We start from the raw sequence: 26,212 nt of genomic DNA, 5'->3' as shown, positions 1-26,212 counted from the left end.
GTAAAGCGCCGCTTGACCGCGCATTTGCGACGCGGGCCAGCCGAGGATGGGACGTATTGATGCTTGTGGCCACGCTTCTGACCAACCCGGATCGACCAATCCTCGACCGTGCTCTCGTGGAAAACCTTCGCAATGCCTGGGGTGGCGGCGCGGCGCGCTGGCTTGATCCCGGCATCGCGGCAGAGTTCAAGCTTGAGGCCCAGCCCGACACGTTTTGGCAGGTGTGGCAGGATTTGCAGACCATCGGGGTGGACCTTGCGGTGCAGCCCGCCGAAGGGCGGCGCAAGCGGCTCCTCATCGCAGACATGGACAGCACGATGATCCAGCAAGAATGCATTGACGAGTTGGCCGACGAGGCGGGCGTCGGCGCGCATGTCGCCGGCATCACCGCCCGCGCGATGAACGGCGAACTTGATTTCGAGGCCGCCCTGCGCGAACGGGTCGGGCTTCTGAAAGGTCTGCCCGAAAGCGTGATCGCCGATGTGCTGCGCGACCGCATCACGCTGATGCCCGGCGGCCCTGCCCTGCTGGCGACGATGAAGGCGCAGGGTGGCCATGCGGCGCTGGTGTCGGGCGGGTTCACCGCCTTCACCAAGGCAGTTGCCACGCGCCTGGGGTTCGACGAAAACCGGGCAAACACCCTCGATGTTGAAAACGGCGCGCTTACCGGAACGGTAATGGCGCCGATCCTCGGCAAGGCCGCGAAGGTGGATGCGCTTCTGGAGATCTCCACCCGGATCGGCATCACGCCTAGCGACGTGATCGCGGTGGGCGACGGTGCAAACGACCTGCCGATGTTGCAGGCGGCGGGCACCGGGGTGGCGCTGCACGCAAAGCCCGCCGTGCAGGCCCAATGCGCCATCCGGGTCAACCATGGCGATCTGACGGCGCTTTTGTATCTGCAAGGCTATTCACGGGGCGACTTCGCCGCCTGACCACCGCAGCGCGAGCCACTGCCAGCGCCGCCCCACGAGGGCCGATGCCCCCGAATGGCGGCCCCCCTTGCCCGAGCAAGCGTAAGCGGCGACAAGCGGCGCATGTTCGAAATCGCCACATCCCTCGCCCTCCTCCTCGTTCTTGCCGCCTTTTTCGCCGGGTTGGTCGACAGCATCGCCGGTGGCGGCGGGCTGATCACGGTGCCGGCGCTATTGCTGGCGGGGGCGTCCCCGGTCGAAGCGCTGGCCACCAACAAGCTGCAAGGCACCTTCGGCTCTGCAACCGCCGCGGTCGCCTACGCCCGCGCCGGCCATGTCCGCCCGCGCGAACAACTTGGCATGGCCGTCGTCAGCGCGCTTGCCAGTGCCGCCGGCGCGCTGGTGGCTCATCTGATCCCGGTCGAGGTGTTGCGCCTTGCGATGCCCGTCATCCTGATCGGCGTCGCGCTGTTCTTCGCCCTGAAGCCCGGCCTCAGCGACGACAGCCGCGCCGCCCGGATGCGCCCCGCCACCTTCACCTTCACCGCCGTGCCCATGATCGCCGCCTATGACGGCTTCTTCGGCCCCGGGACCGGATCGTTCTTCATGATGGGCTTTGTGCTTCTGGCGGGGTACGGCGTGCTGAAGGCCACGGCCCATACCAAATTCCTCAACTTCGCATCGAACTTCGGCAGCCTGATGGTGTTCGTGTTTTCCGGCGCAACCTGGTGGGCCGTCGGTTTTGCCATGGCTGCGGCGCAGATCGCCGGGGCGGCACTTGGCGCAAAACTGGCGGTTCGGGTTGGCGCGCGGCTGATCAAGCCGCTTCTGGTGATCGTATCATCGCTCATGGCGGCGCGGCTCTTGTGGCAGGCGCTGGCCTGACGCTGCACATGCAAAGTGTCGCACCCGATTGCGTGCCTTCCGGCCCCGCCTATTTCAGGCAGGAAAGGAAACCAGATGTCCGACACCTCCCCTTCCGCTGCCGTTGCGCTTGACCGCCACAAGGCCCCCGACGGGCTTTCCGACCGCATCGCCCTTGGCATCGTCAAATTCATGCGCCTCTTCGCAGACGCCTTCTTTTCCAAACGCTACGGCCACCGGGCCGTCGTGCTTGAAACCGTCGCCGCCGTGCCGGGCATGGTCGGCGGTCTCCTTCAGCACCTGAAATCGCTGCGTCACATCCGCGAAGATGAGGGCTGGATCCGCGAATTGCTGGACGAGGCCGAGAACGAGCGGATGCACCTGATGACCTTCATCAACATCGCCAAGCCGTCGCTGTTCGAGCGAGCGCTGATCATGGGCGGGCAGGCGGTGTTCTTCAACACCTACTTCTTCCTCTACCTCTTCGCCCCCAAGACCGCGCACCGCGTCGTCGGCTATCTGGAGGAGGAAGCGGTGGTCAGCTACACTGGCTATCTTGAACAGGTCGACAACGGCTCTGTCGAAAACGTGCCCGCCCCGAAGATCGCGATCGACTATTGGCACCTTCCCGTTGATGCCCGCTTGCGCGACGTCATCATCGCCGTGCGCGCGGATGAGGCAAAGCACCGCGACGTGAACCACGGCTTTGCCGACGTGCTGGCCGCGGGCGTGTCGAAACGTCAGGTCGCCGCGGGCCGCGCGCTCGACTAGCCGCCCCAGCCTGCCGCCTGCATCTCGCGCAGGCGGCTTGCGGTGCGCTCAAACTCGAACGACCCCTCGCCTTCGATGTAAAGCCGCTCCGGCACATCGGCGGCCGAAGCGACAAGCCTGACCTTCGCCTCATACAAGGCGTCGATCAGGGTGACGAAGCGCTTCGCCTCGTTGTAGTTGGCCGCCGACAGATGCGGGATATCCTCAAGGATCAGCACCCGCACCGCTGCCGCAATCGCCAGAAAATCAGCCGGGCCCAAGGGTTTGGCGCACAGCTCCCAGAAACTTGCGCGCGCCACGCCATTGGCAAAGCGCGCCAGTTCCACCTTTCGCCCATTCACCGTCAGCACCAGGGGCTCGCCGCCCGCGCCTCCGGTCAGGTCAGTCCAGATCGCCGAAATCCTGTCACCAGCGGTCCGCGCGGGGTGGAAATAGACCTGCGCGCCTTCCAGCCTGTGCTGGCGGTAATCGGTCGGGCTTTCCAGTTCCACAACCTCCAGCCGGTCTTCCAGCATCGCGATGAACGGCAGGAAAATGCCGCGGTTCAGCCCGTCCTTGTACAGGTCCTGCGGCGGGCGGTTCGAGGTGGTGACGATCACGATCCCGGCTGCGAACAGCTTTTCAAACAGCCGCCCCACGATCATCGCATCGGTAATGTCGGTGATCTGCATCTCGTCAAACGCCAGAAGCCGCACCTCGCGGATCACCTGATCTGCCAACGGGGCCAGCGGGTCTTCGACGCCGCGTTGCCGCGCTGCGTGCATCCCCCGGTGGACCTCCTGCATGAAGGCGTGAAAATGCACCCGGCGCTTCTGCGGGGTAGCCGTCGCTTCGGTGAACAGGTCCATCAGCATCGACTTGCCGCGCCCGACCCCGCCCCACAGATACATGCCCTTGGGCGGCATCAGCGGCTTGGCGAACAACCCGGCGAACAGGCCGACCTTGCGGGTCGCGTTCGCTTCCAGCCATGCCCGCAGCGGCTCCAGCCGCGCCATCACCGCGTGCTGCGCCGGATCGGGTCGCAGCACCCCCGCTGCCACCCGCGCCTCGTAAATCTCGGTCAGCGTTTCACGCATGGTTTGGCTTAGCCTGCCGCAGGGTCTGTGAAAAGCCCGCTGCGGTCAGAGCGGGGCTAGGATCAGGCCATCCGGGCCGACACGTTCCCCCGCCAGACCCTCGACCAGCAGCCGCGACCACAGGCCCGGCTCGCGCAGCCCGGCCCCGGCTGGGGCGTAAAGCTCGATCATCCCGCCGGCATAGGTCAGGAACCGAACCGGAACCGTCCCCTCCGCCCGAGGCAGATCGACCGCGGCGACCAGCACCGCGCCCTGGTCTTCAAAGAACCGCTGGGTCCGGGCAAGGTCGCGGCAGGGAATCCCGATGTGGTCATGCCCCGCCTCGGCCACCGGGCCTGCGTTGCGCTGGCAAAGCTCGATCCGCGCGGCCTCGGGGCCTTGCAGATAGACATAGCGGATGCCGTCGCCCCAGAACTCAGCGATCTCGCCCACCCCGTTCGGTGTGACGGCGGAGTCAAGGCTCGCCCCCCCGGCCAGCAGCCGCGCAAGCGACGCGTCGATATCGGGCACTGCAAGGGCAATGTGGTCGATGCGCCCATGCGATTGCGCCGTGTCCACCCTTCGGACGCGCAGGGTCTGGGACCCAAGCGTCAACGTGCTGCCATCTGCCGCAAAGCCGAACACGCGATGCAGGAACGCAATACCGGCCTCCGGGTCGGTCAGGCAAAGTTCGGGAACCAGCGCCATCCCGCGCCTCAAGCGAAGGTCAGCGGATCGGGCCCGCAGCGCTGGTTTTCGTTCAACGCGGCCATCGCGGCCATCTCTTCGGCGGTCAGCGTGAAATCGAAGACATCAAGGTTTTCCGCCAACCCCTCCACCCGGGTCGACCGCGGGATCACCGACGCACCCAGTTGCAGATGCCAGCGCAAAATCACCTGCGCCGGGCTTTTCCCGGTTCGCGCCACAGCCTCGCGCACCACGGGCGCGTCAAAGCTGCGGCCCTGCCCCAAGGGCGTCCAGCTTTGCGTCACCACGCCCAGCCGGTCATGCAGGTCGCGCAATTCCGACTGTTGCAGCCGCGGGTTCAACTCGATCTGGTTGACCACCGGCACCGTGCCCGTCTCGCCGATGATCCGTTCCAAGTGGTCGCCCATGAAGTTCGACACGCCGATCGACCGCACCCTGCCTTCTTCCTTCATCCGGATCAGCGCGCGCCATGTGTCGACATACATGTTCCGCTCGGGCACCGGCCAGTGGATCAGGCACAATTCGATGCTGTCCAAGCCCAGCCGCTGCAAGCTGCCTTCGACCGCACGCAAGGTCGCGTCATGGCCCTGCTCGGTGTTCCACACCTTCGTCGTGACAAAGATCTCTTCGCGCGGCACGCCGCTTTCGCGCACGCCTTCGCCCAGACCTTCCTCGTTGCCATAGATCGCCGCCCCGTCGATCAGCCGGTAGCCCATCCGCAGCGCCGCCGACACGGTATCCGCGGTCATCGCCTCCGGCACCTGCCAGATCCCAAGCCCGATTTGCGGGATCATGTGGCCGTCATTGAATCGCAGGCGTGAGGGTGGCATGGGTCTTCCTTTTCCGACCAAGGGAGAAAGCTGTAACTGGCCCGCCGAGGCAAGGGGTAATCGCACCTGCGGCTTGAATGGCGCCGCTACCTGCGCCCTTCGGAAAGCCTGAACCGTTGTATCTTGCCGGTCTGGGTCTTCGGCAATGCCTCTACAAAAACCACACGGCGCGGGTATTTGTAAGGGGCAATCACCGATTTCGCGTGGTCTTGCAACAACTTGACCATCAGCGCGTCACCCACATGCCCCGGCGCCAGCACCACATGCGCCTCGACGATCTGGCCGCGCTCCTCGTCCTTCACACCCACCACCGCGCATTCCAGAACCGCCGGATGCGACAGAAGCGCCGCTTCCACCTCGGGCCCCGCGATGTTGTAACCCGCGCTGATGATCATGTCGTCCGACCGCGCGGCAAAGTGGAACCGCCCCTCGTCGTCCTGCCAGAAACTGTCGCCCGTCAGGTTCCACCCATTCCGCACGTATTTCCGCTGCCGGTCATCCGCCAGATACCGGCACCCCGTCGGCCCCCGCACCGCCAACCGCCCGACCTCGCCGCGCGGCAATTCTTTCATGTCCTCGCCGACGATCTTCGCCTCATACCCCGCCACGGGCCGCCCCGTGCAGGCGGGCCGATGGTCGCTGAACCGGTTGGTCAGAAAGATGTGCAGCATCTCCGTCGCACCAATTCCGTCCAGCATCGGCTTGCCGGTCTTGGCCATCCATTCCTCGTAAACCGGCGCGGGCAGGGTCTCCCCCGCACTCACCGCCGCGCGCAAACTGGAAAGGTCCGCCCCTTCCTCCATCGCCTTCAGCATCACGCGGTAGGCGGTGGGCGCGGTAAAGCACACCGTCGCCTTGTGCTCCTGGATGATGGAAATCATGTTCGGAGGGCTCGCCTGCTCCAGCAACGCCGCCGCCGCTCCGAACCGCAGGGGAAAGACCGCAAGCCCGCCAAGGCCAAACGTGAACGCCAACGGGGGCGAGCCTACGAACACGTCCTCCGGCACCACCTGCAGCACTTCCTTCGCGTAGCCATCCGCAATGATCAGCAGATCGCGGTGGAAATGCATCGTTGCCTTAGGCTCTCCTGTAGTCCCGCTGGTAAAGCCCAGCAGCGCCACATCATCCCGCCCGACCGGCGGCGCCTGAAACCGCACCGATTTGCGCAAGGCCACCCGGTCCAGTTCCGCATCATGGTTCGCCGTCCCGTCAAACCCGACAACCGTCTTCAGAAAAGCCGAGCCCTTCGCCGCCGTCACCAGATCTTCCATCAACCGCGTGTCGCACAAGGCGTGGCTGACCTCGGCCTTGTCGATGATCGCGGTCAACTCGCCCGCCCGCAGCATCGGCATGGTGTTCACCACCACCGCCCCCGCCTTGGTCGCCGCCAGCCACGCCGCCACCATCGCCGGATTGTTCGCAGACCGGATCAGCACCCGGTTCCCCGGCTTCACCCCATAGTCCTCGACCAGCGCATGCGCGATCCGGTTGGTCCAGTCGGCCAGTTCCTTGTAAGTCCGCTGCCGCCCGTTGCCGATCAGCGCGGTATGGTCGCCAAAGCCCTTGGCCACCATCGCATCGGTCAGTTCCACTGCCGCGTTCATCCATTCAGGGTAAGGAAAGGCCGAGGTGTTGATCTCCGGCCAATCCTCCGCCGCTGGCAGGCGGTCGCGGGTGAACGTATCGACATGCCCCGTCGGCCCAAGTTTCATGCATCACCCTCCGGTATTACCGCCGTCGCCTCGATCTCCACCTTGGCCCGGTCCTCGACCAAGGCCACCACCTGCACCAGCGCCATCGCCGGATAGTGCCGCCCGATCGTCGCCTTGTAGGCCGCGCCCAGCGCCTTCAGGTCGGCAAGGTATTCCGCCTTCGATGTCACATACCACGTCAGCCGCACGATATGCTCCGGCCGTGCCCCGGCCTCGGCCAGCACCGCCACGATGTTGGCCAGCGCCTGCCGCACCTGCCCCACGAAATCATCGGTCTCGAACTCGCAGTCGCCATTCCAGCCGACCATCCCGCCGGTGAACACCATCCGCCCCGTCGCCGCGACGCCGTTGGAATAACCGATCGCAGGCTTCCACCCCTTGGGGTGCAGGAACTCATGCATCATCCGCCTCCTGAAACGCCGCGATCCGCGCCCTGATCGCCTCGGGCCAGGGCTTCGGCCGCCCCCCCGCCTCAACCCACACCAAGACCAGCTTCGCCGTCACCCGGTGGCTCGCCCCGCACCACGCTTCCACGGTGAACCCCACCGAACTGCCGCCCAGCCGCGTCACCCGAAGCCACCACTCCAGCACCTCGCCCAGACGGCTCGGGGCATGAAACTCCGTCTCCAGCCGCGCCGTCGGCACGCCCTGACCTGCCTCCATCATGGCGGCATAGGACTGTCCCGCCACTTCGCGGAAGAAATTTTCAACGACCGAATTGGTCATCTCGAAATAGCGCGGGTAAAAGACGATCCCGGCGGGGTCGCAATGGTTGAACTCGATCGGGGTGGCGCGGCGGTAAATCACAGGATCGCCCTCGCGATCACGATCCGCTGCACGTCCGACGCGCCTTCATAGATCCGCAGCGCCCTGATCTCGCGGTAGAGGCTCTCCACCACCGAACCCGCGCGCACCCCATCCCCGCCATGCAGTTGCACCGCCATGTCGATCACCTCCTGCGCCGCCTCCGTCGCATACAGCTTCGCCATCGCCGCCTCGCGTGACACCCGCGCCGCGCCCTGATCCTTCACCCAGGCCGCCCGGTACACCAGAAGCGCCGCCGCATCGATCTTCAAGGCCATGTCCGCCAGATGCCCCTGCACCATCTGCATCTCGGCCAGCGCCTGCCCCTGGATCTTCCGTGCCTTCACGCGCGCCAAGGCCTCGTCCAGCGCGCGGCGCCCAAAGCCCAGCGCCGCCGCCCCCACGGTCGAGCGGAACACATCCAAGACCGACATGGCAATCTTGAACCCCGTCCCCGCCTGCCCGATCAGCGCGCCTTCCGGCAGATGCACGTCGCGCAAGGACAGCCGTGCCAGCGGATGCGGCGCAATCACCTCCAGCCGCTCCTCCACTGCCAAGCCCGCCACGTCCGCCGGCATCAAAAACGCCGACAACCCCTTCGCCCCCGGCGCTTCCCCAGTCCGCGCGATGATGACGTATACGTCCGCAATCCCGCCGTTCGAAATCCAGGTCTTCTCGCCGTTCAGCACCCAGCCGCCCCCATCTTGGTCGGGCACCCGGCTGGCCGTCGTGGACGTCGCCGCCACATCCGACCCCGAGGCAGGCTCGGTCAACGCAAACCCCGCAATCGCCTCCCCCGCCCGCGTCCGCTCCAGCCACACCCGCTGCTCCGCCGTCCCGAACAAGGACACCGCCCCCATCCCCAGCCCCTGCATCGCAAAGGCGAAATCCGCCAACCCGTCATGGCGCGCCAGCGTCTCGCGGATCAGGCACAGCGTCCGCACGTCAAGCGCCTCGCCACCCGAATGCCGCAACCACCCGCCGGCGCCCAAGGCCGCCACCAGCCCCCGGCACGCGGCGTCCACATCCCTATGCTCCACCGGCAGATGCGCCGCGCACCACTCCTCCAACCCCTCGGCCAAGGCACGATGCCGGTCCTCGAAAAACGGCCAGCTCAAGAAGGTCGCGTCACTCATTTCATCTGTCCACAAATATCCCGGGGGTGCGGGGGCTGGCCCCCGCTGCCCTCAGTTCCCCCGAAACACCGGTTTTTCCTTGGCCACGAACGCCCGATACGCCCGCTCGAAATCTTGCGTCTGCATGCAGATCGCCTGCGCCTGCGCCTCCGCCTCGACCGCCGCCAACAGCCCCATATCCCATTCCTGCAACAACTGCGTCTTGGTCACGCCATGAGCGAACACCGGCCCCGCGGCCAACCGCGCGGCCAGCGCCATCGCCTCCGCCTCCAGCGCCTCGGCGGGATGGAGCGCGTTCCAGAAGCCCCAGCGCTCGCCTTCCGCCGCGCTCATCACCCGGCCGGTGTAAAGCAACTCCGCCGCCCGCCCCTGCCCGATGATCCGCGGCAGCATCGCACAGGCCCCCATGTCGCAGCCCGCAAGCCCGACCCGGGTGAACAAAAACGCGCATTTCGCCTCGGGCGTCGCCAGCCTCAGATCGGCTGCCATCGCCAGAATCGCCCCGGCCCCTACCGCCACCCCGTCCACCGCCGCAATCACCGGCTTGCCGCAGGTCAGCATCGCCTTGACCAGATCCCCGGTCATCCGCGTGAAGGCCAACAACTCCGCCATCGGCTTGCCGACCAAGGGCCCGATGATGTCATGCACATCGCCGCCCGAACAGAAGTTCCCCCCGTTCGATGCCAGCACCACCACATCTACATCCGCAGCCCCGGCCAGCGCGCGAAAGCAGTCGCGCAATTCGGCATAGCTTTCAAACGTCAGCGGGTTCTTCCGCTCCGGCCGGTTCAGCCGGATGACCGCAACCCGCCCCCGCATCTCCCACAGGAAATGCTCCGGCTTCAGCCCTGCCATCTCGCTCATCGCGCCCCCATCCGTTTCAAGATCTCAGTCATCGCGTCCAGATCCGCCTCGCTGATGCCGGAAAACAGCTTCGACACCTCCGCCTCATGCCCCGCCGCCAGCCCCTCGAACTCCGCCAGCCCCTCCGGCGTCAGCGCCACAAACACTGTCCGCCGATCGGTTTCCGACGGCGTCCGGCGCACGAACCCGTCCGCTTCCAAGCGGTCCACCACCGTCGTCGCATTGCCGTTGGATACCAGCAGCATCCGTGACAACTCGCTCATCGTCACGCCCTCGCGCCGGCGCCACAGCGCCGCCATCACGTCAAAGCGCGGCAAAGTCGTCTCGTGATTCACCCGCAGATGTTCGCGCAAATGGCTTTCCGCCGCCCGCGTCACGCCCAGCAGCCTGATCCACATCTTCAACCGGCGCTTGGAAAGCTCGCTCACACCTCGCCCCCCGCGATGGAGATGGCCTGCCCGGTGATCCCCTCCGACCCCGGTCCGCACAGCCACAACGCCGCCGCCGTCACTTCCGCCGGCTGGATCAGCCGCCCCTGCGGGTTCATCCCCTCCAGCGCTTTTCGCGCCTCAACCTCGCTCCGCCCGGTCTTTTCCATGATCACCGCCACCGACCGATCCGTCATCGGCGTATCGAGGAAACCGGGGCAAAGCGCATTCACCGTCACCGGCCCCTTCGCCACCTCCAAGGCCAGCGACCGCGTCAACCCCACCACCCCGTGCTTTGCCGCCGCATAAGGCGCGATCTTGGCATAGCCTTTCAGCCCCGCCGTGGACGCAACCGAGATCAGCCGCCCCCAACCCGGCATCTGCCTGAGGCCCGCCTGAAGCGTCAGAAATACCCCCGTCAGGTTCACCGCCAGCATCGCGTTCCACTGGTCCAGCGAGGTGCGCAGAAACGGTGCGGAATCCGCCGCCCCGGCATTGGCGATCACGATGTCGCACGGCCCCGCCGCCGCAAACATTGCCGCGACCGACGCCTCATCCGTCACATCGGCCACGACAACCTGCGCGCCAATGCCCGCCGCCACCGCCTCCAACGCGTCGCGCCGTCGCCCAGCGATCACGACCTTCGCCCCCGCCGCCGCAAAGCCGCGCGCAAGGTCGGCCCCCGCGCCAGACCCACCGCCGGTGATGAGGACGCGCCGACCTTCAAGCACGGATCACCTCGGCAGCCTTCGCCACCAACCGTCGCGCCTGATCGCGGCCCGCCAGATACGGCAGCGGCCACTCCGTCCCCGTATCCCCCGCCGCAATCGCTGCGTGCAGCGTCCAGTACGGGTCCGCCAGATGCGGCCGCGCAAGACACACGAGGTCCGCTCGCCCGGCCAGCAGTATCTGGTTCACCTGATCGGCTTCGGTGATGTTGCCCACTGCCATCGTCGCCAGCCCCGCCTCGTTGCGGATGCGGTCGCTGAACGGCGTCTGGAACATCCGCCCATAAATCGGCCTCGCGTCGGTCGAGGTTTGTCCGGCACTCACGTCGATGATATCGGCCCCGGCGGCGGAAAAGGCCTGCGCGATCTTCACCGCGTCAGACCCGGTCACCCCGTCATCACCCACCCAGTCGGTCGCGGAAAGCCGGACCGACATCGGCTTTGCCCCCGGCCATTCCGCCCGCATCGCCGCGAACACCTCCAACGGGTAGCGCATCCGGTTCTCCAGACTGCCGCCGTATTCATCCGTCCGCGTGTTCGAAACCGGGCTGATGAAGCTGGAAATCAGATACCCATGTGCCGCATGAAGTTCGATCATGTCGAAGCCACATTTCTTCGCCATCTCCGTCGCCTTCACGAACTGCAACAACACTTTGTCCATGTCGTCGCGGTCCATCTCCTTCGGCACCTGATTGGCAGGCGACCACGCAATCGCCGAGGCGCTCATGATCGGCCAGTTGCCACGGTCCAATGGCGCGTTGTCCTCCTCCCATCCCAGCTTGGTCGAGGCTTTGCGCCCCGCGTGGCCGATCTGGCAACAGATCTTCGCATCCGTCTCCTCATGCACGAAATCGACCAGCCGCTTCCACGCCGCCTCATGCTTTGGCGTGTAAAGGCCGGGGCAGCCGGGCGTGATCCGGCCATTCGCGGAAACGCAGGTCATCTCGGTGTAAACCAGCGCAGCGCCACCCTTTGCGCGTTCCGCGTAATGCACGAAATGCCAATCCGTCGGGCAGCCGTCGACCGCCTTGTATTGCGCCATCGGGCTGACGACGACGCGGTTCTTCAACGCCATGTCGCGCAGCCGGAACGGCGCGAACATCGGCTTGCGCCCCGGCTCGCCGCCCGCCTGTTCCTGAAACCAGTCCTCCGCCTCGGCCAACCACTTCGGGTCGCGCAGCCGCAGGTTTTCATGCCCGATGCGCTGGCTTCGCGTCAGCAGCGAATAGGCGAACTGGATCGGCGGCATGTCCAGATACCGCTCCACCTCCTCGAACCACTCAAGGCTGTTCCGCGCCGCCGATTGCAGCCGCAGCACTTCCACCCGCCGCTCCGCCTGATAGCGGTCGAACGCCGCTTCCATCGTCGGCTCGGAATGCAGGTAATCCGCCAGTGCAATCGCGGAATCCAGCGCCAGCCGCGTCCCCGACCCGATCGAGAAATGCCCCGTTGCCGCAGCATCGCCCATCAGGACGACGTTCTTGTGATACCATTTCTGGCAGATCACCCGTGGAAACTGCATCCAGACCGCCGACCCGCGCAAATGCGCCGCGTTCGACATCAACTCATGCCCGCCCAGATGCGCCGCGAATATCTTGCGGCAGGTCTCGACCGTTTCCTCCTTCGTCATGTCCGGAAAGCCCCAAGCCTCCCACGTTTCCGGCAGGCATTCCACGATGAACGTCGCGGTGTCCTTGTCGAACTGGTAGACATGCGCCCAGACCCAGCCATGCGCGGTCTTTTCAAAAATGAACGTGAACGCATCGTCAAACTTGGCGTGCGTGCCCAGCCAGACGAACTTGCACTTCCGCGTGTCGATATCGGGCTGGAACACGCTCTCGTATTCCCGCCGCACCACGGAATTCAGGCCGTCCGTCGCCACCACCAGATCGTATTCCTTGCGGTATTCCTCAGCCGTCTTGAACTCCGTCTCGAACCGCAGATCGACGCCCAACTCCCGCGCCCGCGCCTGCAGCAGGATCAGCAGCGTCTTGCGCCCGATCCCGGCAAAGCCATGCCCGCCCGACACCGTCCGCACCCCGTTGTGTACGACAGCAATGTCATCCCAATACGCAAAATTGCTGCGGATCGCCGCCGTGCTGACCGGATCGTTCTTCTCCATCTTGCCCAGCGCGTCGTCCGACAGCACCACGCCCCAGCCGAAGGTATCGTTCGCCCGGTTCCGCTCCAGCACCGTCACCTTGTGCGACGGATCGCGCAGCTTCATCGAGATGGCAAAGTAAAGTCCGGCCGGCCCGCCGCCGAGGCAGAGAATGTTCATCGTTCGCTCCTGCATTGAGCCAAAGCCTGCCACCGGACCAAAACAATTTCAAGCTTGAAATTTCTCCCTTGAAATTCCCGCCCAGCATCGCATGATGCCGGCATGGACCTGCTCATCGAACAACGATCCGGCTGGGTGCGGCTCACCCTCAACCGCCCCGAGGCGCGCAATGCGCTCAACACCGCGCTTTTGGCGCATATCGCACAAACGCTCGACAGCCTTGCCCACAACGACTCATGCCGCGCCGTTCTGCTGACCGGCGCCGAAGGCAACTTCGCCGCCGGGGCCGACATCACCGAAATCGAACATAAATCCGCCGCCGAAGCCGCAGACGACCCCCGCAAACTGCATTGGGCCGCCATCCGTGCCTTCCCCAAACCGCTGATCGCCGCAATCGACGGTTTCGCCCTCGGCGGCGGGCTGGAACTGGCGCTGATGGCCGACCTCCTCGTTCTCGGCTCCACCGCGCAGATCGGGCTGCCGGAATCCTCGCTCGGCCTCATTCCCGGCGCAGGCGGCGGTCAGCGGCTGATGTCCCTCGTCGGCCGGATGCGCGCCACCCGCATGGTCCTCACCGGCGAAATCATCGACGCCGCCACCGCCTATGAATGGGGCATCGCCAGCCACGTCGCCGACGGCCCCGCCTTCCCGACAGCCGCCGCCCTCGCCGACCGCATCGCCCAGCGCGCGCCCTTGGCCCTCGCCGCCGCCAAACGCGCGCTTGTCGAAGGCGCCGAATCCCCCCTCGCCTTCGCCACCGAACGCGCCGGGTTCGAAGCCCTGCTAGATACCACCGACAAGGCCGAAGGCATCGCCGCCTTCCGCGCCAAGCGCCGTCCGGGGTTCAGCGGGCGATGACCACCATCGCGATCATCGGGCTTGGCACGATGGGCCTAGGCCTGGCACAGGTCTACGCCGCCGCCGGCTTTCCCGTCATCGCCACCGACGCCCACGCCCCCACCCGCGACACCGCCCTCGCCCGGCTGAGCGAAACCCTCGCCCCCCGCGTCGCCTCCGGCAAACTGACACCACAAGCCCGCGACGCGATCCTCGCCAACCTCACCATCACCCGCGACCTCACCGCCCTCGCCCCCGCCACCCTCGCCATCGAAGCCATCGTCGAGAAACTCGACGCCAAACAGTCCCTCTTCCGCGACCTCGAAACCCTCCTCGCCCCAGACGCGATCCTCGCCACCAACACCTCCTCCCTTTCCGTGGCCTCCATCGCGGCGGGTCTGGAACACCCCGACCGCTGCCTCGGTCTCCATTTCTTCAACCCCGCCCAGGTGATGAAGCTGGTGGAATTGATCCCCCACGCCACCACCTCCCCCACAGCCCTCGCCCGCGCCCGGAAAATCACCGAAGCCGCCGGAAAAACCGTGATCGACGCCCCCGACCGCCCCGGTTTCATCGTCAACCGCTGCGCCCGCCCCTATTACGGCGAGGCGTTGGCAATGCTCGACGAAGGCCGCACAGCCTCCGACATCGACGCCGCCATGCTCGCCGCCGGCTACCGCCTCGGCCCGTTCCAGCTCATTGACCTCATCGGCGCCGACATCAACCTCGCTGCCACCGAAAGCCTCCACGCCGCAATGGGTCACCACCCGCGCTACCACCCTTTCCTGCCCCTCCGCCAACAGGTCGAACTCGGCCGCTTGGGGCGCAAATCGGGGGAAGGTTTCCTCTTCCCCAACGACCCCGGTACCGCTCCCCACGACGCCGCCGCCATCGCGCTCCGCATCGAGGCCACCTTGGTCAACGAGGCTGCGTGGCTCCTTTCCGAAGGAGGCACCACGCCCCAAGGCATCGACACCGCGATGAAGCTTGGCCTCAACTTCCCACGCGGCCCGTTCGAAATGCTGGCCCTTCACGGCGCACCAAAGATCCGCGCCAAACTCGCCGCCCTCGAAGCCGCCACCGCGCTCAAGGGCCGCTACCTTCCCGCCCCCTATCTGGAAACGGCATGACCGAGGTTTTCCTTTGCGCCCATCGGCGCACGCCCATTGGCCGCTACGCAGGCGCCCTGTCGCAGGTCCGCCCCGACGACATGGCCGCGCATGTGATTGACGGCCTGCTCGACCTCCACCCCGGCCTTGTCCCCGATGAGGTGATCTTCGGCTGCGCCAACCAGTCCGGCGAAGACAACCGCAACGTCGCCCGCATGGCCGTCCTCCTGTCGCGCCTGCCCGAAACCGTCCCCGCCCTCACCGTAAACCGTCTCTGCGCCTCCGGCCTCGACGCCGTCATCGCCGGCGCCCGCGCCATCCGCGACGGGGCAGACATCATCATCGCGGGCGGGGTTGAGAGCATGTCCCGCGCCCCCTTTGTCATGGCAAAGGCCGACACCGCCTTCGCCCGTGCTCCCGAGATTCACGACACCACCATCGGCTGGCGCTTCATCAACAAACGCATTGCCGCAGCCTACGGCACCGACTCCATGCCCGAAACCGCCGAAAATCTCGCCGCCGACCACAACATCTCCCGCGCCGATCAGGACGCCTACGCGCTCCGCTCCCAGTCGCGCTACGACGCCGCGTGGCACGCCGCCGACATCCTGCCCGTCACCATCTCCTCGCGTAAAGGCGACACCGTCGTCAGCCTCGACGAACACCCCCGCGCCACCAGCCTTGAGGCGCTGGCGAAACTCTCCGCCCCCTTCCGCGCGGGCGGCACCGTCACCGCAGGCAACGCCGCCGGCATCAACGACGCCGCTGCAGCCCTGATCCTCGCCTCTGCCGATGGCGTGAAACGCCACGGCCTGACCCCCCTCGCCCGCATCGGACGCGCCGCCTCCGCAGGTGTCGCGCCCCGCACGATGGGCATCGGCCCTGTCGCTGCCCTTGCGAAACTCGGCCTTACCGCAACCGACTTCGACGTAATCGAACTGAATGAGGCCTTCGCCGCCCAGGTCCTCGCGTGCACCCGTGCCTGGGGCCTCCCCGACGACGACCCCCGCGTCAACGCCCACTCGGGCGCCATCGCGATGGGCCACCCCTTGGGCATGTCCGGCACCCGCCTCGCCGCCACCGCCGCCCGCCGCCTGACCGAAGGCGGCCAGTCCGCGCTCGCCACCCTCTGCGTCGGCGTCGGCCAGGGCGTCGCCCTGGTGCTCCATGCCGTCTAGAACCGCCCTCGTCACGGGCGCCGCCCAAGGCCTCGGCCTCGCCATCGCCCGCGCGCTGCACGCTGCGGGCCACTCCGTCACCATCGCCGACATCAATCAGGAAAAGGCCGAGGTTGCCGCCGCCACTCTCCCCGGCACCCTCGCCATCCCCCTCGACGTGCGCCGCAAGGACTGCTTCGCCGAGGCACTGGCCACCATCGGCCCCGTCGACATCCTCGTGAACAACGCCGCCCGCACCCAGGCCCGCGACCTATACGAGATCACGGCCGAAGAATGGGACGACGTCCTCACCACCAACCTCCGCTCCGTCCTCTTCGCCACACAAACCTTCGCGCCCTTGATGACCGCCGCCAAATGGGGCCGCATCATCAACCTCGCCTCCGTCGCCGGCCAGCGCGGCGGCCCTCAGGTGCAAGGCGCGCACTATGCCGCGTCCAAAGCCGGGATCATCGGCCTGACGCGCTACCTCGCGCACCAACTTGCGCCGCACGGCATCACCGTAAACACCATCGCCCCCGGCACCATTCTCACCGAACAGACCGCCCTCGCCCCGCCAGAGAAAGTCGCCCTCGTCGTAGGCCAGATCCCCCTCGGCCGCATCGGCCAGGCGGATGAGGTCGGCGCCCTCGCCGCCTTTCTCGCCTCCGAAGACGCCGCCTTCATCACCGGCACCACACAGGATATCAACGGCGGCGTGCTGATGCGCTGACCTCCAAGGAAAGACCAATGTCCGACGCCTATTTCCTCTACCACTCCATCGGCATGTACCCCGGCAAGGCCCGCGACATCGCCGCCGCCATGGCCGATTTCGCCGTGTGCTGGGGCACGCCCGACGATGCGCAATGGGCCACCATCCTGCCCCTGCGCCAGCGCTTCATCGACCGCTGGCGCGCCATCCTGAACGCGGCCCCCGACACGGTGACAACCTTCGAATCCGTCACCCAGGCCTTCCACTCGCTCGTCCAGTCCCTCCCCGAAGGCCACCTCAAGGGCCGCACCGTCCTCGCCGCCGCCGACTGCTTCCCCTCCAACCACTTCCTCCTGAACGGCATGGCCGACGCCTACGGCTTCACCCTCAAAACCGTCCCCCTCCGCCAGGGCGCAGCTTTCGTCGAGGATGAAGACTTCCTCGACGCCTGGACCCCCGACGTTGGCCTCGCCCTCCTCACATGGGTGTCCTCCACCTCGTCCCACCGCATCGACCTGCCGCAAATGGTCGCCCACGGCCGCCGCATGGGCAGCCTGATCGGCGTCGACATCACCCAGGCCGCCGGCCTCCTGCCCTTCGACGTCCACGCGCCCGAGGTCGACTTCGCTATCTCCACCTCGCTCAAATGGATGTGCGGCACCCCCGGCGCAGGCATCCTCTACCTCTCCCCCCGCCTCATCCCGCACTGCCACCCCGAACTCCGCGGCTGGTTCTCGCAACCCAACCCCTTCAACTGGGACATCACCCGCTTCACCTACGCCGAGGGCATCCGCCGGTTCGACAGCGGCACCCCCGGCTGCATGGCCGCCCTCGCCTCGCTCCCCGCGCTCGACTGGCACGCGGCCCAGGACCACGCGGCCCTCCTCGCCCACAACCGCCGCCTCACCGCCTGCCTCATCGACATGGCCGATGACCTCCGGCTCCCCCTCCTCACCCCCCGGCCCGAGGCGCAGCGCGGCGGCTCCATCATGCTCCGTCTCCCCGAAACCCACCCCGCGCCCCAGATTGTCGCGGCCCTCCGCGCCCAGTCCATCACGGCCGACGCGCGCAGCCAGACCCTCCGCCTCTCCCCCGGCACCCTCACCACCGACACAGGCGTCCAGCGCCTCCACACGGCACTGGCCACCCTCCTCCTTTAGCGCTTCCTCTTCTCCAAGTATCTCTGGGGTGCGGGGGCGGGCCCCCGCTTCCTCCGGCAGACCTCACCCTCGCCGATGCGTCGCCGCGACCCGCGCGATCTCCTCATAGATCCCCGACAGCAGGTTCAACGCCTTCGTCGCCTCCGCCAGCCGGTCGGAGAACCCCGGCACCCCGGCAATCGCGCCGATCAACAGCCGCCGCCGCAAGGCGCCGTAGTCATCGGTCACCCGCCGGCCTTCTTCCGTCACCTCATAGGTCACGCCCGACCGCCCCGCGCCCTGCCGCACCACCAGCCCCGCGCCGATCAGCTTGCGCAAGCTGTACTGGATGTTCGGCACATCGTCCCGGTTCGTCAGCCGCGCCAGATCCTTGATGCTCTTGGGCCGCTCGTTCATCCTTATGATGTGCAGCAGCGCGTTCTCCGGTCCCGTCGCCGCCAGATCGCACACGCTCGCGAGGCACTCCGACTGCCAGCGGCCAAAGCCCTCGAAGGTCCGCATCAGCGCGAACTCCAGCTCCGTCGTGTCCACCTCGACGGCGCTTTCCGCCAGATGCCAGCGGTAGTCCAGCTTCTCGTCACGTTCCATGCGCCACCCCAAGACCAGCGCCAAAACTGCCCCTTCAACCCTGTTGACGCAATTGGAATTTACGATAGACTTTCAAACATAAAATATCTCCAATAATCCACGAACAGGGAAATGAGCATGACACAGAACCTGATGGCATCAGGCGACCACTTTCGCTTGGGCACCTTCTCCACCAACTGCTCCTCCGGCATGACCCCCACGCAGGCACCCGACCGCTGGGTGAACTCGTGGGACAACAACCTGGCACTGGCGAAACTCCTCGACGCCGCCGGCATCGACTTCATGCTGCCGATCGCGCGCTGGATCGGCTACGGCGGCCCGACCGATTTTCACGGCGGTGTGCTGGAGACGATGACATGGGCCGCAGGCCTTCTTGCCTCCACGCAAAACATCTCGGTCTTCGCCACCATCCACTGCGCCGCGAACCACCCGGTCGTCGTCGCCAAGCAGATCGCCACCATCGACCAGATCAGCCACGGCCGCGCCGGTCTCAACATCGTCGCGGGCTGGAACCAGCCGGAATATCAGGCGCTCGGTCTCGATCTGCCGAACGACCATGAAACCCGCTACGGCTATGCGCAGGAATGGTTCGATCTCGTCCGCAAGATCTGGGCCTCGGACACCCATTTCGATTGGGACGAAAAGTATTTCCGCAACATCCGCGGCCTGAAAGGCGACCCCGCCCCCGTCAACGGCTCGGTCCCGATCATCAACGCCGCCGGCAGCCCGCAGGGACGCGAGTTCGCCACCGACAACGCCAATTACCTCTTCACCCCCGCCATCGACCTCGCCCGCTCAAAGGACGAGATCGCCGCCCTCAAAGCGCAAGCCGACGCCAAGAACCGCAAGGTCGGCGTTCTCACCTTCGCCCATGTCGTCTGCCGCCCGACCGAGAAGGAAGCGCGCGATTACGTACATTACATCGTCGATGAGAACGCCGACTGGGAGGCGACCGACAACCTGATCCGCCTGCAGCTTGCCCATGCGCTGTCCTTCCCGCACGATCTCCTGACTCAGATCCGCTACGGCTTTGCGCTTGGCCACGGCGGTTTTCCCCTGATCGGCACGCCGGATCAGGTCGCAGCAGGCATCATCTCCCTGCACGAGACAGGATTTGCCGGCACGACGCTGTCTTTTGTGGATTATCTGAAGGAGTTCCCCTATTTCGCCGAGGAAGTGCTGCCGCGCCTGAAACGGGCCGGCATCCGATAGGGGAGCCTCCATGCCGAACCGTTTGCCCACCGACCTGCCCGCCAAGGAATTCCGCGATGCGATGCGCGCCTTTGTCGGCAACGTCAGCGTCGTCACCGTGGGCAGCGGTGACGCCTCCTCGGGCCTCGTGGTGACCTCGGCGATCTCGCTGTCCGCCGAACCACCGCTTCTCTTGGCCTGCGTCAACCTCACCTCCTCCTCGATCCCGCTCTTGCGGGACGAGGGGCGCTTCGGCTGGTCGTCGCTCGGGGCGGCGCATCAGCCCGTCGCCGAACGCTTCTCCGGCTTTGGCGGGATCAAGGGTGCGGCCCGCTACGAAGGTGCCGAATGGGAAACCGCCGTCACCGGCGCGCGGCTTCTCAAAGGCGCGCCCACCGCCTTTGATTGCACGGTCGAGGAAATGATCGACCGCGCCACCCACACCATCCTGATCGGCCGCGTTCAGGCGATCCGCAAGACGCCCGACGCCGGCGCCCTGATCTACTGGAACGGCGCCTACCGCAGCCTTACTGCCTGAACCACGCGCCGCTCCCCTCCCCCCCTCGTGGGGGAGGGAGAGGGTTGGGGGCAACCGCGCAACCCCTAACAACCGGTTAAACGGCCTTATAACCCCTTGAAATACCTAAACTCTACCCGATGTCCCACCGTGGGACATCAGACAAAGCTCCGGATCGTCGCCAGCGCCCCCTCCAGCGCCTTGCCCTCTTCATCCTTCAACGCCGCCTCCCGCAGCCGCGCCGCCCAGGCCGCCGCATCGTCCCGCCCGGCCACGAGGGCGATCCCCGTCAGCACCCGGTCAAATTTCGACAGCCCCCGCGCATGGGTGTCCGAATACCCCTTCACCAGCCGCCGGCACCGCACCACCTCCACCGCCAAGGCCCGGTCGCTCTCCAGATAGCCCAGCGCCACCGCCAGCCACCCGTCCAGATGCGCCAGCTCCTGCCGGTGCCGCAGCGTCCGCCGCCGCCAGCCCCGCAGCCCCCCGATCGCATACAAGGTCAGGTAGGCCGGCAGACTGTCCGTCCTCAGCCGCCGCCCCTTGCTGAACCACCGGTCCAGCCGCGCCATCCACTTCGGGCTACCATGCACCCGTCCCCCAAGCCCCGCCGGCAACAGCCCCGCAATCTCCTCCGCCCGCGGATGGAAGAACTCGGTCAGCTGCATCACCTGCGCCTCCCTCACCCCCATCTCGCCCCTGATCCGTTCGAACCGCCGCCCCCGCGTCTTCAGGTCCGCGACCCGGATCACATCATCATAGGCCATCGCGTTGGCCACATACTTCGCCGCCTCGCGCGAAAACTCGAACGGCACCGCATCCCGCGCCACCAGCCCCTCGATCCGCCCCAGATACTCCGCCCCGTAGGCCAGATCCTGAAAGTCCACGACCTTCCGCAATCCCGGCCCCGCAAGCTCCGCCACCGCCGCCGGCAAAGTCTGCACCCGCGCCATCAGCCGCTCCCACTCCGCCAACTTCCGCACCGGGCCCGCCACCGAAGCGCCCTTCGCCACTGGCACCACCGCCTCCGGCACCCCTGCCAGCGCCGCCTCATACCCAGCGCCAAACGCCCGGACCGAGGCTTCCACGCCCTTGCCCCCCGCCCGGATCGCCGCCTCGAACGCCTCACGCGCAAACGGCAGAGCCCCCGAAGCCGCCAGCGCCCCGAACAGCGTCGCCGAAATCACCGACCCGTTCTTCACCGCCACCGCATCGAAGTCCGCCGCGATGAACCGCCGCGCCGCAACCTCGGCCGCCGCAATCACCTCCTCGCTCGACGCGATCCCGTCGCCCGGCACCATCTTCTCGCTCACCGCCAAGGCCCGGTGGGTAGAGGTGATCAGCGTCGTGCGGTCCGGCGTGACGAAGCCGCGAATGATCGACCGCCCCGCCTCCATCATCTCGGCCGTGATCATGACATCCACATCGCCCGCCGCCGGCATCAGGCTGAACACCGGCACCCGCCCCGTCGCGGGCGCCATCTCGACGTAATAGACCGTGGCCCCCGTCCGTTGCGCCACACCCGCGACCGAGGTCGCCTGACAGACATATCCGTTCGCCCTTGCCAGCGTCTCGATCCAGCCGGTCAGCACACCGCCGCCCTGACCACCCACCGCCAGCACGGCAAGCTTGATGATCCCGTCCGTCCCGGCTGGCACCGGCAGATGCGGCGATTGCAGCGTCATGCCGTGAACTCCAACCGCCCGGCACTGCGCCGCGCCTGCAACCATCCGATCACCCGCGACCGCCACCCGGCCAGCCGCTTTTCCAACGCCGACGGGTTATGAACAACGTCCGCGCGATAAAAACTTGGGCACAGCACGGCCGCATCCGCCACTTCGCCGCAGTTGCCGCAGCCGACGCAGGATTGGTCGATCGAGGCCACCGGGTCATCGCGCAAGGGATCGTCCAGCCGCTTCAGCGACAGCGACGGGCAGCCTGACAGCCGGATGCAAGCGTGGTCGCCGGTGCAGACATCCTCATCCACCCCGAACCGCGGCGCCTCAACACGGCGGCCTTCCTTGATGGCCGCCGCCTTCAAAGGCTTTTCCCGCCGCTGCTTGTTCAACATGCACTCGCTGGAGGCGACGATCACTTTTGGCCCCGGCGTATCTGTCGTCAGCGCCTCGCGCAGCGTGTCGCGCATCTTCTTGACGTCATAGGTGTGGTCGATCTGGCGCACCCATTCGACCCCGACACCCTTCAACGCTTTGGAGATCGGGTTCTGCGTCGCTTTCGTCGCGTTGTCGGCGCGGCTGGACATCACGTCCTGCCCCCCCGTCGCGGCGGAGTAGTAGTTGTCCACCACCATCACCACGCCGTCCGACTTGTTGAAGACCATGTTGGTGATCGACGAGTTGAGCCCGTTGTGCCAGAACCCTCCATCCCCGATGATCGCAATCGGCCGCTTCTCCCCGCCGCCATCAAACGCGCCGTTGGCCGCCGGGCCAAGCCCATATCCCATCGTCGCGCCACCGATCTCGAACGGCGGCAGGCTGCCGAACAGGTGGCACCCGATATCGGCGGCGATCTGGTGCTTGCCGAGTTCTCTTTCGACCAGCTTCATCGCAGCAAAGATCGGGCGCTCCGGGCAGCCGGTGCAGAACCCCGGCGGGCGGATCGGTACGGTTTTCGACAGGTCCGGGATCGCCGGGCGATCCATGTTCGGCGCGCGTACCGTCGCTGGCAAAAGATCGGGCGCTGCCGACTTCAGGAAGGCGCTGATCCCGTCCAGCATCACTTGGCCGGTATATTCCCCCGCCATCGGGAACATGCCCTTGCCATGCAGGCGCACATGGCTGCCGGCGCGGTAGAGGAACGAGCCAAGCTGCGTTTCGATGAACTCCGGCTGGCCTTCTTCGATCACCAGCACGGAATGCTTGTTCTGCGCAAACGCCAGAAACTCGCTCGAAATCAAGGGGTAAGTTACGTTCAGACAATAGATCGGCACCTCGGTCGCGCCGTAGATGTCCGCCAGCCCCAGCCGCTGCAACGCGCGGATCACACCGTTGTACATGCCGCCCTGACAGACGATCCCGACCGACCCATCACCACCGAACACCTCGTTCAGCTTGTGCTCGATGATGAACTTCTCCGCTGCTGGCCATCTGTTCTTCACCTTGTCCTGCTCGTGAACATAGGACATCGGCGGCAGCACCACGCGGTTAAAATCCGACCGCGGATTGCTCAGCGCGTCACGCACCGACAACGGCGGAGGGACGTTGTCCTTCGTCTCGAACGTGCCCGTCACATGGCAAGACCGGATCCGCATAGTCAGCATGACCGGGCTGTTCGATGCCTCGCTTAAGCGGAAGCCATCGCCCACGGCCTTTACGATGGAGGGCAGGTTCGGTCGCGGGTCCAGCAGCCAGAATTGCGACTTCATCGCGAAGGCGTGGCTGCGTTCCTGCATGATGCTGGACCCCTCGCCATAATCCTCGCCCAGGATCACCAGCGCGCCTCCGGTCACGCCGGACGAGGCAAGGTTCGCAAGCGCGTCCGACGCGACGTTCACCCCCACCGGCCCCTTGAACGTCACCGCCCCGCGAATGGGATAGTGGACCGACGCGGCCAGCATCGCCGCCGCCGCCGCCTCGTTCGCGTTGGCCTCGAAGCGCACGCCAAGCTCGCCCAGAAGATCCTCGGCGTCGGCCAGCACATCCATCAGGTGGCTGATCGGCGCGCCCTGATAGCCGCCGACATAGCCGACGCCATTTTCCAAAAGCGCCTTGGTGATCGCAAGAATACCCTCGCCGGTAAAGGTTTCGCCAGCGCCTTTGCGCAGGTCTTCCACTTCGGCCTTGAAGCTGCGTTCCGCCATGTCAGATCTCGTGCCTTCTGATGTTCGTCAGCATCTTCTGCAACGTGCCCACAAAGGCGCGCCGCTCTTCATCGGGTATGCCGCGGAACATGCGGGCATTGGCCTGCGCCATCTGCGGCCAAAGCGTGTCAAAGGCCGCGCGCCCGGCTTCGGTGATCACCACCCGCACCGCCCGGCTGTCGGCCGCATCCGCTTCGCGCCGGATCAGCCCTTCGGCCTGCAGCTGGTCCAGCGCCCTGCTGAGGGTGGAAGGGTCGGTCACGGTATAGATCGCCAGCTCCCGGATCAGCGGCGTTTCCACCACCGACAGCACCGCCAGCGCCCGCATCTTCGGCGTGGAAAGGCCAAGCCCCGCCATCTCTTCACGGAGGCTGGCGTTGTAGCGCCCCATGATGCGGTTCATCAGGTAGGGCGCATAGTTCCACAGCCCGATCTCGCCCAGCCGCAGTGTCGCAATCGGCGTCTCGTCGTTCATGCGCCGAGCCTCTTTGCCGCGTTGAAGCCCGATCCGCCGCCCAATCCGGGCCCCGGATGGGTCGAGGCGCCGATGTGAATCAACCCCCGGATGGCTGTGTCGCCATTGGCGCTGTGCGCAAAGGGCCGCCAGATGAAGAACTGGTCGATACTGCACGCCCCGCCGTAGGGGTCGCCCCCCACAAGGTTGACGTTCATCCGCTCCAAGTCTTTCGGGGAGTAGGCTTTGCGCGCCAGCACCAGCTTGTCGAAGCCCTTTATGTGGCTTGCCAAAATCCGCTCGATCCGGTCGGCGAAGGCCTCCTTCGCGGTGTCCCAATCAGTGCCTTCGATCTCGCCCGCCGCATCGCCCTTGATGGCGCGTGGCGCGTCCGGGATTTGCAGCCAGAGCACTGCCTTGCCGGGCGGGCAGCGGGTGGCGTCAAGCGCGGAAGGTTGGCCGACGCAGATCGTCGGCGCAACCGGCAGCATTCCCCGCTCAGCTTCGTTCGACGATTTCGATACGCTGTCGATCCCGTCCGCCAGATGGATCAGCGCGACCTGCTCCAGCCCCGGAACCAGCCACGCCGGCACCGCGTCCAGCGCGTAATGCAGCTGGAAATTGCCGCGTCCATGCCGGAACCGGCGCGCAGCGGCCTTGTCCTCGGGCAGGTTCACGTTTCCTAGCAATCGTTCATATAATTGCCCCGGCGCAACCGAAGCCAGCACTGACGGAGCCGAAATCACCTTGCCATCCGCCAAAGTAACGCCGCTCACGCGGCCATTATGAACGTTTATTCGATCAACGTCGGCCCCGGTGATTATCGCGCCGCCCTTTTCCTCGATCAGCCGCCGAAAGGCCTGCGCCGCCGCACCCGAGCCACCCTTCACGATCGGCGCGCCCGCCGCTTCCAGTGCAAAGGCGATCACCCGGCCCATCTGCCCGGAATACGTGCTTTCCGGCGTCAGCCCGGTGTGCAGGACCCAAGGCGCCAAAAGCGCCTGAATGCCAGCACTTTGGTACGTCGTTTCCAGCCAGCCGCGCGCAGGGTCAAGCGCGCGCCCGAACCAGGACGCAAGCCCGCGCAAACCCCGCTTGCGCACCTGCCCGAACATCAGCTTTGCCGTCGGCCAAGACCAGAGCGACCCGCCCAACAGCGCGAACAGAAACGGTGCGTCGGCGGCAACAGCGCCCACATCGGCGGCAAAACGGTCTCCATCTCCCGCCGCGAAGCCGTTGAAAGCAGACACATTCCGATCCCGATCCATCGACAGCACCACCGCCTCGCCGCCCGGCCGCAGGACAGCCGTCGGGTGCGGTGAATGGCAGTATTCGAAGCCGTGCCGCGCCAGATGTGGCCCAAGGGCCGCCCCGGCGGGCGAGGCCATGAACAACACCCAGGTTGCCGCCATCACGTCATGGCTGAAGCCGGGATGCAGCTCTTCGGTCCGCAGACAGCCGCCGATCACATCCTCACGTTCCAAGACGGTGACCCGATCGCCCTTCAGCGCCAGCAGCGCCGCGGCGACCAGGCCATTGATCCCGGACCCGATGATGATGTGATCGGCTGCCACG

The 26,212-nt window shown here is 66.3% G+C and carries 26 protein-coding genes; 10 read left to right on the top strand and 16 right to left on the bottom strand.

The window, feature by feature from the left end; all coding sequences use genetic code 11:
- The first annotated feature begins 59 nt into the window (after positions 1-59).
- From serB to ACROUL_RS19775, 3 genes are all read left to right on the top strand, one after another.
- Positions 60-935 (top strand): phosphoserine phosphatase SerB, encoded by an 876-nt coding sequence (serB, locus tag ACROUL_RS19785; RefSeq protein ID WP_431301139.1) that lies wholly within the window; start codon positions 60-62, stop codon positions 933-935.
- Between the two features lie 102 nt (positions 936-1,037).
- Entirely contained in the window at positions 1,038-1,799 is a 762-nt protein-coding gene (locus ACROUL_RS19780) for a TSUP family transporter (RefSeq protein WP_431301138.1), read from the top strand.
- A 75-nt stretch (positions 1,800-1,874) separates the two neighbouring features.
- On the top strand, positions 1,875-2,549 hold the full coding sequence (locus ACROUL_RS19775; RefSeq protein ID WP_431301137.1) for an alternative oxidase: 675 nt from the start codon (positions 1,875-1,877) through the stop codon (positions 2,547-2,549).
- On the opposite strand, the gene zapE is transcribed toward ACROUL_RS19775, so the two are convergent.
- The 11 genes from zapE to ACROUL_RS19720 all read right to left on the bottom strand — a co-directional run bounded on the left by zapE (position 2,546) and on the right by ACROUL_RS19720 (position 13,095).
- Positions 2,546-3,625, bottom strand: a complete 1,080-nt coding sequence (gene zapE / locus ACROUL_RS19770; protein ID WP_431301136.1) for a cell division protein ZapE — start codon at positions 3,623-3,625, stop codon at positions 2,546-2,548. The genes ACROUL_RS19775 and zapE overlap by 4 nt on opposite strands.
- 45 nt (positions 3,626-3,670) lie before the next feature.
- On the bottom strand, positions 3,671-4,312 hold the full coding sequence (locus ACROUL_RS19765) for a VOC family protein (protein WP_431301135.1): 642 nt from the start codon (positions 4,310-4,312) through the stop codon (positions 3,671-3,673).
- Between the two features lie 8 nt (positions 4,313-4,320).
- Complete coding sequence (locus ACROUL_RS19760; protein WP_431301134.1) at positions 4,321-5,142, bottom strand: aldo/keto reductase; 822 nt, start codon at positions 5,140-5,142, stop codon at positions 4,321-4,323.
- An 86-nt stretch (positions 5,143-5,228) separates the two neighbouring features.
- Positions 5,229-6,854 (bottom strand): AMP-binding protein, encoded by a 1,626-nt coding sequence (locus ACROUL_RS19755; protein ID WP_431301133.1) that lies wholly within the window; start codon positions 6,852-6,854, stop codon positions 5,229-5,231.
- Entirely contained in the window at positions 6,851-7,255 is a 405-nt protein-coding gene (locus ACROUL_RS19750; RefSeq protein WP_431301132.1) for a RidA family protein, read from the bottom strand. Before ACROUL_RS19750 ends, ACROUL_RS19755 begins: the two co-directional genes overlap by 4 nt.
- On the bottom strand, positions 7,248-7,661 hold the full coding sequence (locus ACROUL_RS19745) for an acyl-CoA thioesterase (protein WP_431301131.1): 414 nt from the start codon (positions 7,659-7,661) through the stop codon (positions 7,248-7,250). Before ACROUL_RS19745 ends, ACROUL_RS19750 begins: the two co-directional genes overlap by 8 nt.
- Positions 7,658-8,794 (bottom strand): acyl-CoA dehydrogenase family protein, encoded by a 1,137-nt coding sequence (locus ACROUL_RS19740; RefSeq protein WP_431301130.1) that lies wholly within the window; start codon positions 8,792-8,794, stop codon positions 7,658-7,660. The genes ACROUL_RS19745 and ACROUL_RS19740 overlap by 4 nt, the downstream gene beginning before the upstream one ends.
- 51 nt (positions 8,795-8,845) lie before the next feature.
- Positions 8,846-9,658, bottom strand: coding sequence for an enoyl-CoA hydratase family protein (locus ACROUL_RS19735; protein ID WP_431301129.1), 813 nt, complete (start codon positions 9,656-9,658; stop codon positions 8,846-8,848).
- Entirely contained in the window at positions 9,655-10,086 is a 432-nt protein-coding gene (locus ACROUL_RS19730; RefSeq protein ID WP_431301128.1) for a MarR family winged helix-turn-helix transcriptional regulator, read from the bottom strand. The genes ACROUL_RS19735 and ACROUL_RS19730 overlap by 4 nt, the downstream gene beginning before the upstream one ends.
- Positions 10,083-10,817, bottom strand: coding sequence for an SDR family NAD(P)-dependent oxidoreductase (locus ACROUL_RS19725; RefSeq protein ID WP_431301127.1), 735 nt, complete (start codon positions 10,815-10,817; stop codon positions 10,083-10,085). The genes ACROUL_RS19730 and ACROUL_RS19725 overlap by 4 nt, the downstream gene beginning before the upstream one ends.
- Positions 10,810-13,095: a bifunctional salicylyl-CoA 5-hydroxylase/oxidoreductase gene (locus ACROUL_RS19720; protein ID WP_431301126.1), complete on the bottom strand. Its 2,286-nt coding sequence runs from the start codon at positions 13,093-13,095 to the stop codon at positions 10,810-10,812. The genes ACROUL_RS19725 and ACROUL_RS19720 overlap by 8 nt, the downstream gene beginning before the upstream one ends.
- A 102-nt stretch (positions 13,096-13,197) precedes the next feature.
- Between ACROUL_RS19720 and ACROUL_RS19715 the strand changes: the two genes are divergently transcribed.
- Genes ACROUL_RS19715 through ACROUL_RS19695 form a run of 5 tightly spaced genes read left to right on the top strand, consistent with a single transcriptional unit; the run spans position 13,198 to position 18,067 of the window.
- The gene (locus ACROUL_RS19715; RefSeq protein WP_431301125.1) at positions 13,198-13,953 is read left to right on the top strand and encodes an enoyl-CoA hydratase-related protein; all 756 of its coding nucleotides are present in this window, start codon (positions 13,198-13,200) and stop codon (positions 13,951-13,953) included.
- Positions 13,950-15,062: a 3-hydroxyacyl-CoA dehydrogenase NAD-binding domain-containing protein gene (locus ACROUL_RS19710; protein WP_431301124.1), complete on the top strand. Its 1,113-nt coding sequence runs from the start codon at positions 13,950-13,952 to the stop codon at positions 15,060-15,062. The genes ACROUL_RS19715 and ACROUL_RS19710 overlap by 4 nt, the downstream gene beginning before the upstream one ends.
- Positions 15,059-16,219, top strand: coding sequence for an acetyl-CoA C-acyltransferase (locus ACROUL_RS19705; RefSeq protein ID WP_431301123.1), 1,161 nt, complete (start codon positions 15,059-15,061; stop codon positions 16,217-16,219). The genes ACROUL_RS19710 and ACROUL_RS19705 overlap by 4 nt, the downstream gene beginning before the upstream one ends.
- Positions 16,209-16,928 carry an SDR family NAD(P)-dependent oxidoreductase gene (locus tag ACROUL_RS19700; RefSeq protein WP_431301122.1) on the top strand — a complete coding sequence of 240 codons (720 nt, stop codon included), beginning with the start codon at positions 16,209-16,211 and terminating at the stop codon, positions 16,926-16,928. The genes ACROUL_RS19705 and ACROUL_RS19700 overlap by 11 nt, the downstream gene beginning before the upstream one ends.
- A 17-nt stretch (positions 16,929-16,945) precedes the next feature.
- Positions 16,946-18,067 carry an aminotransferase class V-fold PLP-dependent enzyme gene (locus ACROUL_RS19695; RefSeq protein ID WP_431301121.1) on the top strand — a complete coding sequence of 374 codons (1,122 nt, stop codon included), beginning with the start codon at positions 16,946-16,948 and terminating at the stop codon, positions 18,065-18,067.
- Between the two features lie 63 nt (positions 18,068-18,130).
- Here the strand turns inward: ACROUL_RS19695 and ACROUL_RS19690 are convergent, their stop codons facing one another.
- Positions 18,131-18,655 carry a winged helix DNA-binding protein gene (locus tag ACROUL_RS19690; RefSeq protein WP_431301120.1) on the bottom strand — a complete coding sequence of 175 codons (525 nt, stop codon included), beginning with the start codon at positions 18,653-18,655 and terminating at the stop codon, positions 18,131-18,133.
- Positions 18,656-18,772: 117 nt separating this feature from the next.
- Between ACROUL_RS19690 and ACROUL_RS19685 the strand changes: the two genes are divergently transcribed.
- Together ACROUL_RS19685 and ACROUL_RS19680 are read left to right on the top strand one after the other, a co-directional pair.
- Entirely contained in the window at positions 18,773-19,867 is a 1,095-nt protein-coding gene (locus ACROUL_RS19685) for an LLM class flavin-dependent oxidoreductase (protein WP_431301119.1), read from the top strand.
- Between the two features lie 10 nt (positions 19,868-19,877).
- The gene (locus ACROUL_RS19680) at positions 19,878-20,384 is read left to right on the top strand and encodes a flavin reductase family protein (protein ID WP_431301118.1); all 507 of its coding nucleotides are present in this window, start codon (positions 19,878-19,880) and stop codon (positions 20,382-20,384) included.
- Positions 20,385-20,521: 137 nt separating this feature from the next.
- Here ACROUL_RS19680 and ACROUL_RS19675 read toward each other — a convergent pair whose 3' ends face one another.
- Genes ACROUL_RS19675 through ACROUL_RS19660 form a run of 4 tightly spaced genes read right to left on the bottom strand, consistent with a single transcriptional unit; the run spans position 20,522 to position 26,211 of the window.
- Positions 20,522-22,048, bottom strand: coding sequence for an indolepyruvate oxidoreductase subunit beta family protein (locus ACROUL_RS19675; RefSeq protein WP_431301117.1), 1,527 nt, complete (start codon positions 22,046-22,048; stop codon positions 20,522-20,524).
- Positions 22,045-24,183, bottom strand: a complete 2,139-nt coding sequence (locus tag ACROUL_RS19670) for a thiamine pyrophosphate-dependent enzyme (RefSeq protein WP_431301116.1) — start codon at positions 24,181-24,183, stop codon at positions 22,045-22,047. Before ACROUL_RS19670 ends, ACROUL_RS19675 begins: the two co-directional genes overlap by 4 nt.
- Before the next feature lies 1 nt (position 24,184).
- Positions 24,185-24,658: a MarR family winged helix-turn-helix transcriptional regulator gene (locus tag ACROUL_RS19665; protein WP_431301115.1), complete on the bottom strand. Its 474-nt coding sequence runs from the start codon at positions 24,656-24,658 to the stop codon at positions 24,185-24,187.
- Positions 24,655-26,211 (bottom strand): phytoene desaturase family protein, encoded by a 1,557-nt coding sequence (locus ACROUL_RS19660; RefSeq protein WP_431301114.1) that lies wholly within the window; start codon positions 26,209-26,211, stop codon positions 24,655-24,657. Before ACROUL_RS19660 ends, ACROUL_RS19665 begins: the two co-directional genes overlap by 4 nt.
- Position 26,212: the final 1 nt, after the last annotated feature.

The organism is Tabrizicola sp. BL-A-41-H6 (assembly GCF_050632395.1).
Taxonomy (GTDB): domain Bacteria; phylum Pseudomonadota; class Alphaproteobacteria; order Rhodobacterales; family Rhodobacteraceae; genus JAUYQR01.
This window is presented reverse-complemented; position numbering and strand designations above follow the sequence as displayed.

What these genes read in the sequence shown, in the direction of transcription:
- ACROUL_RS19715 (WP_431301125.1), top strand. Translation starts at nt 13,198, where the DNA reads ATGGACCTGCTCATCGAACAACGATCCGGCTGGGTGCGGCTCACCCTC.
- ACROUL_RS19700 (WP_431301122.1), top strand. Translation starts at nt 16,209, where the DNA reads ATGCCGTCTAGAACCGCCCTCGTCACGGGCGCCGCCCAAGGCCTCGGC.
- ACROUL_RS19675 (WP_431301117.1), bottom strand. Translation starts at nt 22,048, where the DNA reads ATGACGCTGCAATCGCCGCATCTGCCGGTGCCAGCCGGGACGGACGGG.
- ACROUL_RS19685 (WP_431301119.1), top strand. Translation starts at nt 18,773, where the DNA reads ATGACACAGAACCTGATGGCATCAGGCGACCACTTTCGCTTGGGCACC.
- ACROUL_RS19710 (WP_431301124.1), top strand. Translation starts at nt 13,950, where the DNA reads ATGACCACCATCGCGATCATCGGGCTTGGCACGATGGGCCTAGGCCTG.
- zapE (WP_431301136.1), bottom strand. Translation starts at nt 3,625, where the DNA reads ATGCGTGAAACGCTGACCGAGATTTACGAGGCGCGGGTGGCAGCGGGG.
- ACROUL_RS19765 (WP_431301135.1), bottom strand. Translation starts at nt 4,312, where the DNA reads ATGGCGCTGGTTCCCGAACTTTGCCTGACCGACCCGGAGGCCGGTATT.
- ACROUL_RS19775 (WP_431301137.1), top strand. Translation starts at nt 1,875, where the DNA reads ATGTCCGACACCTCCCCTTCCGCTGCCGTTGCGCTTGACCGCCACAAG.
- ACROUL_RS19735 (WP_431301129.1), bottom strand. Translation starts at nt 9,658, where the DNA reads ATGAGCGAGATGGCAGGGCTGAAGCCGGAGCATTTCCTGTGGGAGATG.
- ACROUL_RS19780 (WP_431301138.1), top strand. Translation starts at nt 1,038, where the DNA reads ATGTTCGAAATCGCCACATCCCTCGCCCTCCTCCTCGTTCTTGCCGCC.
- ACROUL_RS19690 (WP_431301120.1), bottom strand. Translation starts at nt 18,655, where the DNA reads ATGGAACGTGACGAGAAGCTGGACTACCGCTGGCATCTGGCGGAAAGC.
- ACROUL_RS19665 (WP_431301115.1), bottom strand. Translation starts at nt 24,658, where the DNA reads ATGAACGACGAGACGCCGATTGCGACACTGCGGCTGGGCGAGATCGGG.
- ACROUL_RS19695 (WP_431301121.1), top strand. Translation starts at nt 16,946, where the DNA reads ATGTCCGACGCCTATTTCCTCTACCACTCCATCGGCATGTACCCCGGC.
- ACROUL_RS19670 (WP_431301116.1), bottom strand. Translation starts at nt 24,183, where the DNA reads ATGGCGGAACGCAGCTTCAAGGCCGAAGTGGAAGACCTGCGCAAAGGC.
- ACROUL_RS19705 (WP_431301123.1), top strand. Translation starts at nt 15,059, where the DNA reads ATGACCGAGGTTTTCCTTTGCGCCCATCGGCGCACGCCCATTGGCCGC.
- ACROUL_RS19750 (WP_431301132.1), bottom strand. Translation starts at nt 7,255, where the DNA reads ATGCATGAGTTCCTGCACCCCAAGGGGTGGAAGCCTGCGATCGGTTAT.
- ACROUL_RS19720 (WP_431301126.1), bottom strand. Translation starts at nt 13,095, where the DNA reads ATGAACATTCTCTGCCTCGGCGGCGGGCCGGCCGGACTTTACTTTGCC.
- serB (WP_431301139.1), top strand. Translation starts at nt 60, where the DNA reads ATGCTTGTGGCCACGCTTCTGACCAACCCGGATCGACCAATCCTCGAC.
- ACROUL_RS19740 (WP_431301130.1), bottom strand. Translation starts at nt 8,794, where the DNA reads ATGAGTGACGCGACCTTCTTGAGCTGGCCGTTTTTCGAGGACCGGCAT.
- ACROUL_RS19755 (WP_431301133.1), bottom strand. Translation starts at nt 6,854, where the DNA reads ATGAAACTTGGGCCGACGGGGCATGTCGATACGTTCACCCGCGACCGC.
- ACROUL_RS19680 (WP_431301118.1), top strand. Translation starts at nt 19,878, where the DNA reads ATGCCGAACCGTTTGCCCACCGACCTGCCCGCCAAGGAATTCCGCGAT.
- ACROUL_RS19760 (WP_431301134.1), bottom strand. Translation starts at nt 5,142, where the DNA reads ATGCCACCCTCACGCCTGCGATTCAATGACGGCCACATGATCCCGCAA.